This is a genomic window from Psychrobacillus sp. FSL K6-1415, from assembly GCF_038003185.1.
GTDB lineage: Bacteria > Bacillota > Bacilli > Bacillales_A > Planococcaceae > Psychrobacillus > Psychrobacillus psychrodurans.
Genome location: NZ_JBBOOQ010000001.1, coordinates 2,103,047 through 2,118,273, shown reverse-complemented (window position 1 = coordinate 2,118,273; position 15,227 = coordinate 2,103,047). Strand labels below are relative to the sequence as shown.

15 protein-coding genes are annotated in these 15,227 nt (G+C 34.5%); 12 read left to right on the top strand and 3 right to left on the bottom strand.

The features are described 5' to 3' along the window. The first annotated feature begins 445 nt into the window (after positions 1–445). The 5 genes from MKY60_RS09900 to MKY60_RS09880 all read left to right on the top strand — a co-directional run bounded on the left by MKY60_RS09900 (position 446) and on the right by MKY60_RS09880 (position 4,683). The gene (locus MKY60_RS09900) at positions 446–1,576 is read left to right on the top strand and encodes a serine hydrolase domain-containing protein (protein WP_340879680.1); all 1,131 of its coding nucleotides are present in this window, start codon (positions 446–448) and stop codon (positions 1,574–1,576) included. A gap of 234 nt (positions 1,577–1,810) precedes the next feature. Continuing rightward, on the top strand, positions 1,811–2,242 hold the full coding sequence (locus MKY60_RS09895; protein ID WP_340929673.1) for a GNAT family N-acetyltransferase: 432 nt from the start codon (positions 1,811–1,813) through the stop codon (positions 2,240–2,242). A gap of 385 nt (positions 2,243–2,627) precedes the next feature. Further along, positions 2,628–3,005, top strand: coding sequence for a hypothetical protein (locus MKY60_RS09890; RefSeq protein ID WP_340929672.1), 378 nt, complete (start codon positions 2,628–2,630; stop codon positions 3,003–3,005). A gap of 434 nt (positions 3,006–3,439) precedes the next feature. Beyond that, complete coding sequence (locus MKY60_RS09885) at positions 3,440–4,144, top strand: class I SAM-dependent methyltransferase (protein ID WP_340929670.1); 705 nt, start codon at positions 3,440–3,442, stop codon at positions 4,142–4,144. A gap of 284 nt (positions 4,145–4,428) precedes the next feature. Beyond that, a complete protein-coding gene (locus MKY60_RS09880) occupies positions 4,429–4,683 on the top strand; it encodes a hypothetical protein (RefSeq protein WP_090569343.1) in 255 nt (84 codons plus the stop codon). A gap of 288 nt (positions 4,684–4,971) precedes the next feature. On the opposite strand, the gene MKY60_RS09875 is transcribed toward MKY60_RS09880, so the two are convergent. Together MKY60_RS09875 and serC are read right to left on the bottom strand one after the other, a co-directional pair. Further along, positions 4,972–5,940, bottom strand: coding sequence for an NAD(P)-dependent alcohol dehydrogenase (locus MKY60_RS09875; protein ID WP_340929668.1), 969 nt, complete (start codon positions 5,938–5,940; stop codon positions 4,972–4,974). A gap of 150 nt (positions 5,941–6,090) precedes the next feature. Further along, on the bottom strand, positions 6,091–7,188 hold the full coding sequence (gene serC, locus MKY60_RS09870; RefSeq protein ID WP_090569337.1) for a 3-phosphoserine/phosphohydroxythreonine transaminase: 1,098 nt from the start codon (positions 7,186–7,188) through the stop codon (positions 6,091–6,093). Positions 7,189–7,752: 564 nt separating this feature from the next. Here serC and MKY60_RS09865 point away from each other — a divergent pair. From MKY60_RS09865 to MKY60_RS09840, 6 genes are all read left to right on the top strand, one after another. Further along, complete coding sequence (locus MKY60_RS09865) at positions 7,753–9,507, top strand: ABC transporter transmembrane domain-containing protein (RefSeq protein ID WP_340929667.1); 1,755 nt, start codon at positions 7,753–7,755, stop codon at positions 9,505–9,507. Further along, positions 9,507–11,291 (top strand): ABC transporter ATP-binding protein, encoded by a 1,785-nt coding sequence (locus tag MKY60_RS09860; RefSeq protein ID WP_340929666.1) that lies wholly within the window; start codon positions 9,507–9,509, stop codon positions 11,289–11,291. Before MKY60_RS09865 ends, MKY60_RS09860 begins: the two co-directional genes overlap by 1 nt. A 122-nt stretch (positions 11,292–11,413) precedes the next feature. Continuing rightward, on the top strand, positions 11,414–12,061 hold the full coding sequence (locus tag MKY60_RS09855; RefSeq protein ID WP_340929665.1) for an SDR family oxidoreductase: 648 nt from the start codon (positions 11,414–11,416) through the stop codon (positions 12,059–12,061). 694 nt (positions 12,062–12,755) lie between these two features. Next, entirely contained in the window at positions 12,756–13,466 is a 711-nt protein-coding gene (locus tag MKY60_RS09850) for a cytochrome c biogenesis protein CcdA (RefSeq protein ID WP_090569325.1), read from the top strand. 18 nt (positions 13,467–13,484) lie between these two features. Beyond that, complete coding sequence (locus MKY60_RS09845; protein ID WP_093495772.1) at positions 13,485–13,850, top strand: response regulator; 366 nt, start codon at positions 13,485–13,487, stop codon at positions 13,848–13,850. 49 nt (positions 13,851–13,899) lie between these two features. After that, positions 13,900–14,388 (top strand): CcdC family protein, encoded by a 489-nt coding sequence (locus MKY60_RS09840; RefSeq protein ID WP_093495771.1) that lies wholly within the window; start codon positions 13,900–13,902, stop codon positions 14,386–14,388. Between the two features lie 36 nt (positions 14,389–14,424). On the opposite strand, the gene MKY60_RS09835 is transcribed toward MKY60_RS09840, so the two are convergent. Beyond that, entirely contained in the window at positions 14,425–14,859 is a 435-nt protein-coding gene (locus MKY60_RS09835) for a DUF2621 family protein (protein ID WP_093495875.1), read from the bottom strand. Between the two features lie 132 nt (positions 14,860–14,991). Here MKY60_RS09835 and MKY60_RS09830 point away from each other — a divergent pair, with 132 nt between their 5' ends. Continuing rightward, positions 14,992–15,207, top strand: coding sequence for a DUF1659 domain-containing protein (locus MKY60_RS09830; protein ID WP_090569316.1), 216 nt, complete (start codon positions 14,992–14,994; stop codon positions 15,205–15,207). Positions 15,208–15,227 lie beyond the last annotated feature (20 nt).

Sequence of the window (15,227 nt, the reverse complement as noted above, 5' to 3'; positions counted from 1 at the left end):
AATCTGCGAAAGAGTTCATATATTCGCAGATTCTTAATCTGTTTTTAATATAAGCTTATTCAATGCCGACTGGGCAGCAGGAGTAAACAGTGGTGGCGGTGATGTTGAAAATGGCTTCCGAATGCATCGATTTACAGTTGATAATTGCATGAAAATTCCCCCTATTTATTGATGAGCTAATTATACTAAATAAAAAATGATATGACTAACTCTCCTATAATAATAGATTTACTTAATCATAATGTTCTATTAGGAATCGGATAATTCAACAGTCGTTTTCTAAAATATGGCCTTCTTAATAGAGTTTTCATAGTCCCATTGGGAAATAAACAGGAAACGGCATATGTTCATTTAATGTGAATATTGCAAAAAATGGAACTTCGAATCATTAAAAACGTATTAAACTAAAGACGATTGATAGTGTAGAGGAAAAAGGAGGAATTGTATGAAAAAAACTGATTACAAACTAAATCTTATAACAGATTATATTAATGAAATTATCCATGAGCAGCAGGGAGTTGGATTAAGCATTGCAATTGTTAAAGACTCAAGTATTATCTATTCAAAGGGTTTTGGTTACTCTCAGCTTCAACCAGTAAAACGTGGAATAGATGGTGATACATTGATGAGTATTCAAAGTATTTCAAAAAACTTTATGGCATTATCAATTATGAAGCTTGTTGAAAATAACTTGATATCCTTGGATCATCCTGTTCTTAAATATTTGCCTTACTTTAAAACAATAAATAAAGAACAGAGTGACACTATCACCATACGTCATCTTTTATCCCATACGGCAGGGTTCCCTTCAAACTTAGGAATTGCCAATATGATCGCCCCGAATGTAAAAGAAATATTTTCAGATACACCCACAGAATTTCAAGAGGCATTAGATTATTATAACCTTACTGAAGATGAGATAAGAAATATTCGAACTCGAGATGATATAACGAAATGGTTTAAAAGAGTAGAGTTGGAATATCCTGTAGGTCAAGGTTGGAACTATTGTACAGATACATATGTAATACTTGCTGATTTGTTTGAAAAAGTGACAGGTTTTAATTGGGAACTATGTCTTAAAGATGAAATCCTCACCCCTCTGAATATGAATCGTACAACTAATGATTCACAAATAGTTAAAAAAGATAAGAACAGTGCCAGATATTATTTAGGCCAGGATAGAATAGAAACTCCTTTTCCAATAAACTCAATTTCAGCTCCTATAGGTTACTTGTATTCAACAGCAAATGATTTAGGGAAATATATGTTATTCCATTTGGATAAAAGCTCAAAAATTTTAAAACGAGATTTAGTTGAAGCAATGCAAAAACCTATTCATCTTGTAAGTGAGGAATGGCGTTTTGAAAGTGAAATCAGAAGTTACGGACTGGCATGGTTTACAGATAAATATAGAGGATTAAAAATAGTGGAGCATGGAGGCGGTCAACTAGCTGTAAGGTCACTGATGTCAATTGTACCTGAACTCAATTTAGGAATTGTAGTCTTACTAAATTTTGACGGGACAATTCATCACGATATTTGTAAAAAAGCAATAGACATTTTCATTGATTCATAAAATTATTACTATTCTAATTTTATAACGTAAAGAAGCGAGACAGAGAGAACCGAGTTAAAATAGTAGGGGTTTTTCTGCATCGAGAAGTTGCAGGTGAACGATAGCACAGCCCCGCAGGAAGATATTAGAGGGCAAATACTAAGTTCGCAACCTCGTGAATCAGAAATTTTTATAGGTGGTTAGTTTAACTAGAGAATAACTGATATATTAGATTTCGATAAGGGGTATTTTAATATGACACATTTGTTTATATCCAAACTTAAAGATTTAGAAGAAATAGTGAAAATTGATATAGAAGTGATTGGCAATGATAGCAGACGAAATTTCATAAAGAATGCTATTGAAGAGGAGAGATGTATTGCTATTAAAAATAAGTCCTCATTTGTTGGATTCTTGATTTTTGATATAAATTTCTTCGAATGTAGCTTTATATCTTTGATAGTTATTAAGCCAACTGAAAGACGTAAGGGATATGCAACATCCCTCATTGAGTATTTTGTAAGCATAGCACCAACAAAGAAAATATTCTCTTCCACTAATCAATCAAATATAACAATGCAAGAAGTATTCAAAGTAATTGGATTTATACAAAGTGGATTTGTTGAAAACTTAGATGAAGGGGATCCAGAGATAATTTACTTTAAATCAACAATCGAACCAGTTTAGTAATCGGTGAGCATGTATTTTGATTTTTAATAATTCTACTATTAGGAAAAGGAGTGTCAAAACAATATGAGTATAAAAAATTATATCCTATTCTTGGGGGGCATAATAGTTGGTATATTTCTGATTTTACCGTTCTTAAAATGGCTTGGGATACCACTATCATTTGCAAACGTATTAGTTTATATGTTCGGTGAACCTGATAATGCCAAGAAAATCATTGTATCTCTGTTTTTGATTTTACTTGTTTCCTTAATAGTTTTGATTCCTAAGAGTAAGTATATGAAATCATCATAATATTAAAGCTAACTCAGTATTTTAGCAGAATAAATATATAATGACTTCTAGTTGGTATTTGAGTTCTTAGAGCGAAATGAGGATAAATAATATGTATGTGCAAAGCTATTTTAATGAGAAAATTTGTTTAGAACATGCTTTAAAATTACTGATTAAAGTTGGTCAAGTGCATTTAAATGAAGTTGTTATACAAAGAACTTTTGAAGAAAAAGATTGCTCAGAAGAACATTATGAAGACTTACATAATTTTTTACAAAGAAATCACTTTAAAGAAAGGTATAACAAGGTTGTTATAAATAATCCATATAAGGCTATGCCTTCTGAATTTGATGCAAAAATTTGTTTGGTAGCGGCGTTATCATTTCTAACAGATATAGGTGAATTGAGAGGTGAAGAAGTGGCGGAAATTATCATGAACGAAAGTTATCGAGGTGTATACAAACTTTTAGAAAGAGGTATCCAAGGATAATATTGTTATCAAACTGATTTACTATTTTATAGCTGTCCATGTTTCAAGGTAGAGCATAAAAAGTAGTTATTGCATGCAACAGAACAGAAAAATTATAATTACTGAATACATTACAATTTCAGAGATCTTAGATTGAAAGTTTATTTGTAAAAGAGTTTTAATCTGCCAAGACAGCGGCTGAAGCTGAGCCCACGGAAAGCGTCCGTCCTTCGTTTACATCAACGGCGTATATACGCGTCTTTTAGAACCGGGCATCTTTTTGCCTGGTTTTTCAAATATTAGGGCACAATCGAAACATTTATGGAAAAGAAAACAATCTCCCTATTTTCAATGTAAATTGTGAACGAGTTTTGTTAATCCCGAGCTTACCTAAATAGTTACAGATATGCTTAAAAAGCATACTATAACATTATTAAAGGGAGGAGGGAATTTCAGTGACAAATACTTATTTAGATTTATTAGCTTATTTTGGGATTGGTGGTGCACATCCTGGTGGCTTTAATTTAACAAAAGCTATATTGGAAAATGAAAACATTCAACCAAATGAATCTGTGCTTGATGTTGGGTGTGGAACAGGGCAGACCGCAGCCTTTTTAGCTGAAAAGTATAATTGCCAAGTGACAGCGATTGACAATCACCCAATTATGGTTCAAAAAGCTTGGCAACGTTTTAAAAAAATTAAAGTACCGGTAATGGTGTTGGAAGAAGACGTGCACAATTTAGATTTTGTAGATAGCTCCTTTGATTTGATTATATCTGAGTCTGTTATTGTTTTTACTGATATTTCGAGGACGTTAAAGGAGCTTTCTCGAGTTTTGAAAAGTGATGGAAGCTTGATAATGATTGAGATGACTGCTGAACAATATCTGTCAGAAAAACAACAAAAATTAGCATGTAGTTTATACGGGATTAAGGAAGTATTAAATACCGAAGAATGGATACTACGGTTACATCAAGCTGGATTAACCCAAGTAGAAATAATAAATACTCCACCAGAACTTATTAAAAGTGAAATTAATGACACAAATCCTTCTATTCAAATAAATATGGATCTCTTTGACATATGGGAAAAGCATAACGAATTTTTACTTCATAACGGGGATTTCATCAACTATCGAGTATTTAAATGTCGAAAATGATAAGAAAAGATTATTCCTACTACAAAATTTTCACTTTCTAAACTAAAACAATACACAGAAAACAGTATGAAATATAAGTTTGTAGTGCTATAACTCACAATAATATATGGCGCATTTATTACACTTATAATAAACTACTCCAAGTTAATCCTCATCATTCTACAAATTTATAAAACAATAAATAACCTCAAACTTTCATTTTCTAGACGGTTGTCTATTACACAATCTTTTCAACTGCATATGTTAATAACGACATATTAAGTAGTCTTGAAAGGAGGATGAAAATGAATCGATCTGATTTATATAATCAATGTTGTAGGTTTAATGGACAGCGAGTGAGAATTACTTGTCATGATGGCAGGGTTCACGTAGGGGAAATTACAAGAGTTAACAGAAATATGGTCTGGATACGACCTGATGAAAATCTTGGAGGTTATGGTTTAGGATTTTTTGGTGGATATGGAGAATCTGGCTTTGGTTTTGGTATTGCGCTGGGTGCTATTGCTGGCATCGCTCTAGCTTCAGCATTTTTTTGGTAAGATAATCTTAATACATTTTTCTAGTTAATTCATTATTCCAACGGTTATAACTGGTGGTTTTGAAATTGATAAAAATTCTACTGCTTGAACTTGGTGTGGCAATTATTAAAGGCTAGACTCTGGAGTATATGTCAACTAGCTCTAATCTTTATAAAAATAAGATTTTCACAATAAAAGAGACAGTGCGAACTGTCTCTTTTATTAGTACCAAGTTGGAAACTCTGGAAGACACGGATGTCTGTGACAGAACTCAGCAATAATATTTGAAAGATTTTTTTCTAAAAACTTTCACATTGTAATAACGATTTTTCCTTGAGTATGCCCTTCTTCAAAATACCTGAAAGCGTTAGGGACTTCACTCATTTTATAGTATCTATCTATTACAGGTTTTAATTGACCGGCTTCTATAAGGTCCCTAATAAAAATCAAATCAGTTTGATTTGGTCTTTGCAAAAAGCTGCCCAATTTCTTACTTCCTATCATGGAAAGTAGTGGACCCAATATCATAGCTTGAGTCAATTGTGCTCCGGAACCACCGACCATTACATATTTACCATTCTGACTAAGAGAACCCTTATAAGCCGAAATTGGTTGATAACCGTTTACTGCAAGAATTATGTCATACAGTTCGTTATTTTTGGTGAAGTTTTCTTTTGTATAATCAATGACATTGTCTGCTCCAATAGATTTTATAATGTCTAAATTTCTTGTGCTACAGACCGCGGTTACCTCTGCCCCAAATGATTTTGCAATCTGTACTGCAAAAGTACCTACTCCACCAGATGCTCCATTTATCAAAACCTTTTGCCCTGATTTGATCTTGCCCTTATCTCGTAAACTCTGAAGGGCGGTTGTGGCGGCCATAGGCACAGCAGCAGCTTCCTCATATGATATATTACTTGGTTTCATCACCAATGAATTTTCAGGAACTGTTGCATATTCAGCAAAGCCTCCCCACCCACAGCCAGAGAGGTCACCAAATACTTCGTCACCTGGTTTAAAGTGTTTTACATTTTTACCAACAGATTCAACCTTCCCGGATATATCACCTCCGGGAATAATGTATTTAGGTTTAAAAAGTCCAAATGCAAATCGTGCTAGGAAGGGTTCTCCTTTTAAGAGAACTAGGTTTCCATAATTCAAGGAGGCAGCGTAGATTTTAATAAGCACTTGATTTTCGTCAGGAATAGGGTTTTTCACTTCTTTAAATTCAAGATTATCAGGTGAGCCATATTTATTAGAAATTATTGCCTTCATCGGTTTCCTCCTAAATGGTATGAGATTTTCCCATTTATCTCATTAGAAAATATGCTATAAAAAAATAAAAAGACCTGAAATTTGAACAAATGAAAACAAGTGAAAAAAATCCATAATACCCAAGGTAAAATTACCTTGGGTATTAATAATTTATTGGTGCTTGGTTTTAAATGCGATCATGAAATCACTTAGAGCTTTACATGTTTCTAGTGGAACCGAATTATAAGCAGAAGCACGACAACCTCCAACAGAGCGATGCCCATTTAAACCGATAAAGCCTGCTTCTTTTGCTTCAGATAAGAATTGTTGTTCCAATTCTTCGTCTGCAACGCGAAATGTTATGTTCATTAGAGAACGGCTTTCTTTTGAAGCATGGCCTGTATAGAAGCCGTTACTATTATCAATCACATCATATATCAATTTCGCTTTTTCCTCATTTTGTTGTGCGATTGCAGTCAAACCGCCTTTTTCTTCTATCCATTTTAACACCTCTCCAAGCATATAAATGCCGAATGTTGGTGGTGTGTTGTAAAGAGAGTTACTTTCAGCATGTGTGCTGTATTTTAAGACTGTTGGGATTTCTGAATTGGCTTTTGCGAGAAAATCCTTACGAGCAATAACCACAGTTACTCCGGAAGGTCCTAGGTTTTTTTGAGCACCTGCATAGATCATATCAAATTTACTAATATCAACAGGTTTTGACATGATATCACTAGACATATCTGCGATTAATGGAACTTCTCCTGTATTAGGAAACTCGGACCATTGTGTTCCGTAGATTGTATTATTCGATGTGACATGTACATATGCGTCATCTGTGTCGATATCAATTTCGTCAAATGTAGGAATATTACGGTATTGATTTTCTTTTGTACTTGCAATCTGAACAGGTTCACCAAAAAGTTTAGCTTCTTTATAAGCTTTTTCTGACCAAACACCAGTCATAATATAGCTTGCGGTTTTCCCGTTTTTTAAGAAGTTCATCGGAATCATAGTAAATTGAAGACTTGCGCCACCCTGTAAGAAAAGAATTTCATAGTCGGTTGGAATAGCGAAAAGTTTTCTTAAACGGGAAATAGCTTCATTATGGACTTTTTCAAAAGTTGCACTGCGATGACTCATTTCCATAATAGACATACCTGACCCTTGGAAATTAACTAATTCCTGTTGTGCCTTTTCTAATACTTCTAGTGGTAGCGCAGAAGGTCCTGCATTAAAATTATATGCGCGTTTATTTGAATGATTCAAGATGACCTCTCCTATCGTATAGTGGTTTGAATATATTTATCTATTATATACGTTTTTTATCCTACTATATAAAAAATTGTGTAATTTTTTAAAAGTTAATAAAGTATTAACATTCTAATTCTAATTTGAATTGATTTAATTAATATTAAATAGTAAATTCCGAACAAAGTAGATTTGGACTCCAATTAACTTTCATCTATTGAAGCTAGTGAAGCGAAGCAAAAACAGGCGAACACTTTTCGAGGTCACAGCTTGAATTTCCTTGACCAACAGGTTGTCGAAGAAGGATGGGTTACTTTCTGTGCTGTAAACATTTGTTATTAGGTTGGAGTCGTAGGCATGCGCTACAAGCAACGAAGTCCACTTATAAGGATGTTCCTATATGGTATTACAAATTATGTTTTCTGTTGAAGTAAGCAATTATGATAATGACTAAACTATCAAATATACATTATTCTAGTGAAAATATTTCAGTAACCGAATTATTTTGTTATACCATCTATCGGAATGTTCAAATATTTGCTAAAATAATAAAGTCTTAATATATATAGTGGGGGAAGAAAAGTGAAAGTATTTTTGGATTTAGGATGGTTTTTTAAACAAAGAAAAAAGCAGTATCTGATTGGGATTCTGATGTTATTGTTTGTTGCATTCCTACAGCTACTACCACCAAAGATAATAGGGTATGTTGTAGATGAAATCAGTCAAAATACGCTAACTACTGAATTTTTGGTTAAATGGTTAGGTATCTTAGCACTGGCGTCAATTGGGATGTATATTTTGCGTTATTATTGGCGAATTATGATTTTTGGTTCATCGATATTTTTAGCAAGACAGCTTAGAGAAAATTTGTTTCGTCATTTCACAAAAATGTCTCCTTCTTTTTATCAAAAAAAACGTGTTGGAGATTTAATGGCCCACGCAACAAATGACTTATCTGCTGTTCAACAAACGGCGGGTGCAGGTGTATTAACGCTTGTGGATTCACTAGCAACAGGAGGATTTGTAATCGCTGCAATGGCTATTACGATTAATTGGAAGCTAACATTAATAGCATTATTACCCCTACCGTTAATGGCTATTTTAACTAGCTATTATGGAAAACTGTTGCACCAACGGTTTCGTTATGCTCAAGAAGCTTTTTCTAATTTAAATGATAAATCACAGGAAAGTATTTCTGGAGTTAAAGTCATTAAAACGTTTGGACAGGAAAAAGAAGATACGGAAGATTTTGTTCAATTATCACAAGAAGTAGTAGATAAAAATATACGTGTAGCTAAGGTAGATGCATTATTTGATCCGACGATTTCTTTAGTTGTTGGGATGTGTTTTTTCCTATCCATTGTATTTGGTACTCGTTACATACTCGCTGATGAAATGACTATCGGTGATTTATTTGCGTTTACGTCTTATCTTGGTTTGCTCGTTTGGCCGATGCTTGCGTTTGGGTGGCTATTTAATATTGTTGAGCGAGGTCGTGCATCTTATGATCGTATCAATAATTTAATGGACGAAAAGATTGAAATTGATGATATTTCAGATGCTGCGAATGTAAAGCCAGAAGGAGATATTCACTTTCAAATTAAGGAATTCAAATTTCCAGGAGACGATCGAGCAGCATTACATCATGTAGATTTTACGCTTAAACGAGGGGAAACGCTCGGGATTGTCGGTAAAACAGGTTCTGGAAAAACTGCAATATTGAAGCTCTTAATGCGGGAATTTGAAGGATATACAGGGGAGATTCTTTACGGAAGGTATGCGATTGACAAATATAAAAAACGCAGCTTACGTGAAGCAATTGGTTATGTACCACAGGATCATTTTTTATTCTCTACAACTGTTGCAGGTAATATAGCATTTGCTAATGCAGGAGCAACTATGGAGGCTGTTAAGGAAGCTGCAAAATTGGCTTACATACATGAGGATATTTTACAGTTTACTAATGGCTATAATACGGTCGTTGGAGAACGTGGTGTATCGTTATCAGGGGGACAAAAACAACGTATATCAATTGCTCGTGCACTAATGATGGAGCCTGAATTACTCATACTAGATGATTCTTTATCGGCAGTAGATGCTAAAACCGAGGAAGCAATTTTAGAAGCATTAAAAGCTAATCGTATCGATGAAACAACTATTATTACCTCTCATCGTTTAAGCGCGATTCAGCATGCACATCAGATAATTGTGATGAATGAGGGAACGATAGTAGAAAAGGGGTCTCATGATCAATTAATGCAGCAACAAGGCATGTATTATGAGATGTATCAACTACAGCAGTTAGAATCATTAGTGGAGCAAGGGGGTGAATCTTAATGGATGAAAAACAACCGCAGCTGACAGGAAGAGACCAGTGGGTAGTTTTCAAACGTTTACTCAGCTACTTGAAACCACATAAAAAAACAATTGCAATCGCCTTACTTTTACTATTATTAACTGTTACAGGTGATATTCTTGGTCCATATTTGATCAAAACGTATATGGATGATTTTTTAACACCTAGATATTTCCCGACAGGTCCACTAGTAGGTCTTGCAATAGGTTATATTTTTATACAAATTGGAAATGTAATTGTCAGCTATTTTCAATTATTAACATTCCAAAAGCTAGCGCTGAAAATTATTCAACAGATGCGAATTGATGTATTTACGAAAGTACACAAATTAGGAATGCGTTATTTTGACAAAACTCCAGCGGGGAGTATTGTATCCCGTGTGACTAATGATACTGAAGCTATTAAAGATATGTTCGTTAGTGTATTGGTGGGATTTGTACAAAGTGGTTTTTTAGTAGTTGGTGTGTATATTGCAATGTTTATATTAAATGTGAAGCTCGCACTTGTGACAACTATTTTATTACCAATATTAGCTATAATTATCCTGACGTATAGGAAATATAGTTCGGTAGTTTACCAGGATCTTAGAGAGAGATTAAGTCAACTAAATGCAAAGCTAGCGGAATCATTGCAAGGCATGACAATGATTCAAGCATTTAGGCAGGAAGATCGGTTACAGGACGAATTCAATGAGATCAATGATTCACATTGGAATGCAGGTAAAAGAAACATCAAACTTGATAGCTTATTACTACGACCTGCTATTGATTTGGTTTATGCTTTAGCAATTATCATGGTACTTAGTTATTTCGGAATTACATCCATGAATAATATCGTAGAAGTAGGTGTTATATATGCCTTTGTAACATATATTGATCGTTTCTTTGAGCCAATTAATCAAGTAATGCAGCGGCTTTCTATTTTTCAGCAAGCAATTGTTGCAGCTTCAAGGGTTTTCAAGTTATTAGACGAGAAAGACTTAGCACCAAATCAACAAAACGTTGAAAATGCAAAAATTGAACAAGGAAAAATTGAATTCCAGAATATCACTTTCTCTTATGATGGAAAAACTGATGTGCTAAATAATATTTCGTTTACTGCTGAACCTGGTCAAACTGTTGCTTTAGTTGGTCATACCGGTAGTGGTAAAAGTTCTATTATAAACTTGCTTATGCGATTTTATGAATTTGAACAAGGTGATATTAAGATAGATGGTCACTCTGTGAAAAGCTTCAAATCAGAAGAGATGCGAGAAAAAGTTGGCCTTGTTCTACAGGACCCGTTCATGTTTTATGGGGATATTGAAAGTAATATTCGTCTTCATGCAAACAACATGACTGATACAGCAGTAAAAGAAGCGGCAGAGTTTGTGCAGGCAAATAATTTTATCGAAAAACTACCAAACGCTTATAAACAAAAAGTGACGGAACGTGGATCCACTTTTTCGAGTGGGCAGAGACAATTGGTAGCATTTGCTCGAACTATAGCTACTAATCCAAAGATTTTAGTGCTAGATGAAGCAACTGCAAATATTGACACAGAGACAGAAGTAGCTATTCAAAGTAGTTTAGAAAAAATGAGAAAAGGAAGAACGACTATAGCAATCGCCCATCGTTTGAGTACTATACAGGATGCAGAACTAATTCTGGTGCTGCATCATGGTGAAATAGTTGAACGTGGGACTCATCAGGAGCTATTAAACCAAAAAGGTTTGTACCATAAAATGTATCTACTACAGAACAATGTGGTTAATGACATAGCATAACCCTAAACCAGCTAGAGTTTTGACTCACAGCTGGTTTAGTTTTGTAAAAAAGCGGATAAATTGTAATGACTATTTATTTGTGAAAGGATATAGATGGAACAATTTTGAAGGGAGACGATCTGATGAAGGTAGGAGTAATTGGAGCAAACGGACAAATTGGACAACATGTAGTGAAGTATTTACAACAGAGTGACATACACTCTGTGACCGCGGTGGTCCGCAAAGAGGAACAAGCAGAGAAGCTTATTACTAACGACATCCAAGCAATCGTAGCTGACTTGGAAGGATCTGTTGAAGATCTTACAAAAGCACTTGCAGGAGTAGATGCCATTATTTTTATAGCTGGTTCAGGAGGCCATACAGGTCCTGATAAAACATTATTAATCGATTTAGATGGTGCAGTGAAAACGATGGAAGCTGCTAAACAAGTAGGAATAGACCGCTATATTATGGTAAGTGCATTCGATGCTGACAAACGTCAAAATTGGAACGAAGGAATGCGTCCCTATTATGTAGCTAAACACTACGCCGATCGAATGCTCGAATCAAGCGGTTTAAATTATACAATAGTTCGACCTGGTGGCCTTGTAAACGAAAAGGCAATTCGTAAAATTACAGTAGGACTAGAAGCAAAACCAAGTACCATTGCGCGTGAAGATGTGGCACATACCCTTATAGCTTCGTTAGAGAATAAAAACACATACTACCGAGCATTTAATTTAGTAAATGGGGAGCATTCTATTGAAACAGCGCTAAATAACCTTAGGTAGAAAACTATTTCCATCATATATTGGTCGTCTCTTGAGAGTATACTCGAGAGGCTTTTTTTAGCATTAGAGATGCTACTGAATATCGTATGAGGATTTTAGTTAAGAATGGCACAGTATCCACGCCTCGTTTTAGGGTCTTACTTAACTCATATCTAGTTGGAGTGGCAACTGTAACAAAAGTCAATAATGGAGTGGAAGTACATAACTAGAAGATTTACTATATGAAAGTCTTTTTTATATTTCAGAAATCGAATTATTTAGACTTCATGTCTTCCACAATGGTTGAAGATTTGCTAAACTTAAAAAGTCTTAAAATATATTCTGAAAAAGTATATATGTGAATCAATTTCATAATTACTTGTTTGATTTTTAAAAAAGCGATCCCGTTGATTGGAGTGGCAGGTGGCGACTCCAGCGGGAACAGCGTGAGCTGAAAGCCCCGCAGGAGCATATATTTTCGTAGTGACGAGGAGATTGAAGCCGTGCCCGCGGAAAGCGTCCGCCTAGAGCGGAAATGAGCTTTGTTCGGATTTCTCAACTTAATATGCATTTATGAAATTAACGAACTTACTTCTGAATATAGTATAAAGACTTAACTGTTTTAAAGAGTCAAAAAGCTGTCACAAGCAATTATGAGGTCAAAAAGAAAGAAATTTGATACGATAGGTACAGTAATTTGGAAAGGTTGACTGCCGTGAGTACAGATGTAAACCTCCTACTGGCATTTGGTGCAGGGTTTTTAAGTTTCATTTCACCTTGTACACTACCATTGTATCCTGCATTTTTATCATACATTACAGGAATGTCATTAGAAGAAATTAAAACAGACAAGAAATTAATGCAAAAAAGAGGAATGCTCCATACATTATTCTTCTTATTAGGTTTTTCTATCATTTTCATTGCGATAGGCTTTGCAACATCCCTGGTAGGTACATTTTTCATACAATATGATGATTTACTTCGTCAAATTGGAGCAATATTCATTGTCATATTCGGTTTAATCATTGTAGGTATATTTAAGCCTGAGTTTTTAATGAAAGAAAAAAAAGTTCATTTTAAAAACCGCCCTGCTGGATACTTAGGAACTATTTTAATCGGTATGGCATTTGCTGCTGGTTGGACACCTTGTACAGGACCTATTTTAGCTGCTGTTATAGTAATGGCAGGATCAAATCCTGATGCAGGTATGTGGTATATGCTAGCTTATGTATTTGGGTTTGCTATCCCATTTTTCGTATTATCATTCTTTGTTACACGCCTTAACTGGATACGTAAAAATAGTAATTTAATCGTAAAAGTAGGCGGATATATTATGATTGCTCTTGGATTAATTTTATTTTTTGACGGTTTAACGTATATAATTCGTATATTAAGTCCTATTTTCGGAGGTTTCACTGGATTCTAATGTAAGGGGGGCATTGCAATGCCAACAGTATTAGTAGTAGACGATGCAATATTTATGCGCACGACGATTAAAAGAATGCTAGAGAATCATCAGTTTGAAGTTGTTGGCGAAGCATCAAATGGACTAGAAGCAGTAGAGCAATATAAGACGCTCTTGCCAGATGTCGTAACGATGGATATCACTATGCCTAGGATGAACGGGATAGAAGCAGTAAAAGAAATTATAGCAGAATTTCCAGAAGCTAAGATAGTAATGGTTACTGCTTTGGGTCAACAAAAGTTAATCGTAGATGCACTAGAATTTGGAGCAAAAGATTTCATCACAAAACCTTTCGATCCAGATCAAATTGTAAATGTGCTACATAATGTTACTTCTGATATGTAAAACTTTAAAGTAAAGTAACTAATGAAATAAAAGATATGGGGAATAACAAATGCTAGATAAAATATCTCCAAATATGATGCTGATTGCTTCCACAGTGGTCGCAATTGGCATGGGAATACTCGTTACCACGGTTCGTGCAAAATCTGCTAAGAGACCAGCAAGTGTGAAAAAAATATTATTACCCCCAATGTTCATGTCAACTGGAGCATTAATGTTCATTTTTCCATATTTCCGTGTAAATTTGATGGAATTTATAGAAGCAATTGGTGTTGGAATGCTATTCTCTATTGTTCTTATTTGGACCTCTAAATTTGAAATTAGAGAAGGAGAAGTATATTTAAAGCAATCCAAGGCATTTATATTTATATTGTTCGGTTTGTTGATAGTCCGTATTATTGGCAAAATAATACTAAGTTCTACCATTGACATTGGTGCACTTAGTGGAATGTTTTGGATATTAGCATTTGGGATGATTGTCCCTTGGAGAATTGCGATGTACGTACAATTTAAAAAATTGCAAAATAAGATAAAAAAGTGAGCATCCAGTTATAGGAGGCTCACTTTTTTATTAGATTTAGTTAGTTGTTTTGTCCACTGATAGCTCGAAATACTTGTTAAAAGGGGTTACATCAATGTTCAATTCAGCAAGTTTTTTTCGTAAAAATTTATGATCTCTCTTTGGTGTTGCGATGATATAACCGCGTATTAACAGTTCCCGAGTTATAGATGTTGCTTTTTCCTCTAAAGCTAACTGTCCAATTTTTCCTGCTATTTTTTGTTTAGCAACAGGTCTAAACAAATCAGGAACAGGTGTAACTAATTCATTAAGCAACAGCTTTTGCTCATCATTCCAAAGATGGATTGTTTGATCCACATAATATTCTTCCCAATCTAAATCAGATTTTCCGTCTTTCTTAGGCAGTGACTTTCCAAACTTACGGAACATAAAGAAGCCGCCAATACCCATAAGTATCACTAAAAGTACTACCCAAAAAAGGATAAACCACATAAACCAACCTTCTAGCAAACTATTCACCTCATTCTCTTATATTCAGTATAAATCGTTCCTTAAAATATTTCATCCTCCATGTATACTTTCTTTTAAAAAAGTTCTATTTAGTAGTTGAAAGGAGGGACACACATGGCAAACCTAGAGCATAAGTATGCAGTTTTGAAACTCATTTTTGAAGGAGAAGTAACAGAAGCAGGCAAGATGATAACAAAGTCAAAATCTTACCGTAATGTTCGAGCAAATGCAACAGCAGACCAACTAGATAATGTTGCAAAAACACTTAGTTCATTTTCCGATAGACCATATATCGGAGCAGAGAAGATTGAAACCATGCAAGTAATCTAATAAAGAGAAAGGAGAGAAGG

Excerpts from the sequence above, each read along its gene's own strand:
- MKY60_RS09875 (WP_340929668.1), bottom strand. The coding sequence starts at position 5,940 with ATGAAGGCAATAATTTCTAATAAATATGGCTCACCTGATAATCTTGAA.
- MKY60_RS09880 (WP_090569343.1), top strand. The coding sequence starts at position 4,429 with ATGAATCGATCTGATTTATATAATCAATGTTGTAGGTTTAATGGACAG.
- MKY60_RS09900 (WP_340879680.1), top strand. The coding sequence starts at position 446 with ATGAAAAAAACTGATTACAAACTAAATCTTATAACAGATTATATTAAT.
- MKY60_RS09835 (WP_093495875.1), bottom strand. The coding sequence starts at position 14,859 with ATGTGGTTTATCCTTTTTTGGGTAGTACTTTTAGTGATACTTATGGGT.
- MKY60_RS09860 (WP_340929666.1), top strand. The coding sequence starts at position 9,507 with ATGGATGAAAAACAACCGCAGCTGACAGGAAGAGACCAGTGGGTAGTT.
- MKY60_RS09830 (WP_090569316.1), top strand. The coding sequence starts at position 14,992 with ATGGCAAACCTAGAGCATAAGTATGCAGTTTTGAAACTCATTTTTGAA.
- MKY60_RS09845 (WP_093495772.1), top strand. The coding sequence starts at position 13,485 with ATGCCAACAGTATTAGTAGTAGACGATGCAATATTTATGCGCACGACG.
- MKY60_RS09895 (WP_340929673.1), top strand. The coding sequence starts at position 1,811 with ATGACACATTTGTTTATATCCAAACTTAAAGATTTAGAAGAAATAGTG.
- MKY60_RS09890 (WP_340929672.1), top strand. The coding sequence starts at position 2,628 with ATGTATGTGCAAAGCTATTTTAATGAGAAAATTTGTTTAGAACATGCT.
- MKY60_RS09855 (WP_340929665.1), top strand. The coding sequence starts at position 11,414 with ATGAAGGTAGGAGTAATTGGAGCAAACGGACAAATTGGACAACATGTA.
- MKY60_RS09840 (WP_093495771.1), top strand. The coding sequence starts at position 13,900 with ATGCTAGATAAAATATCTCCAAATATGATGCTGATTGCTTCCACAGTG.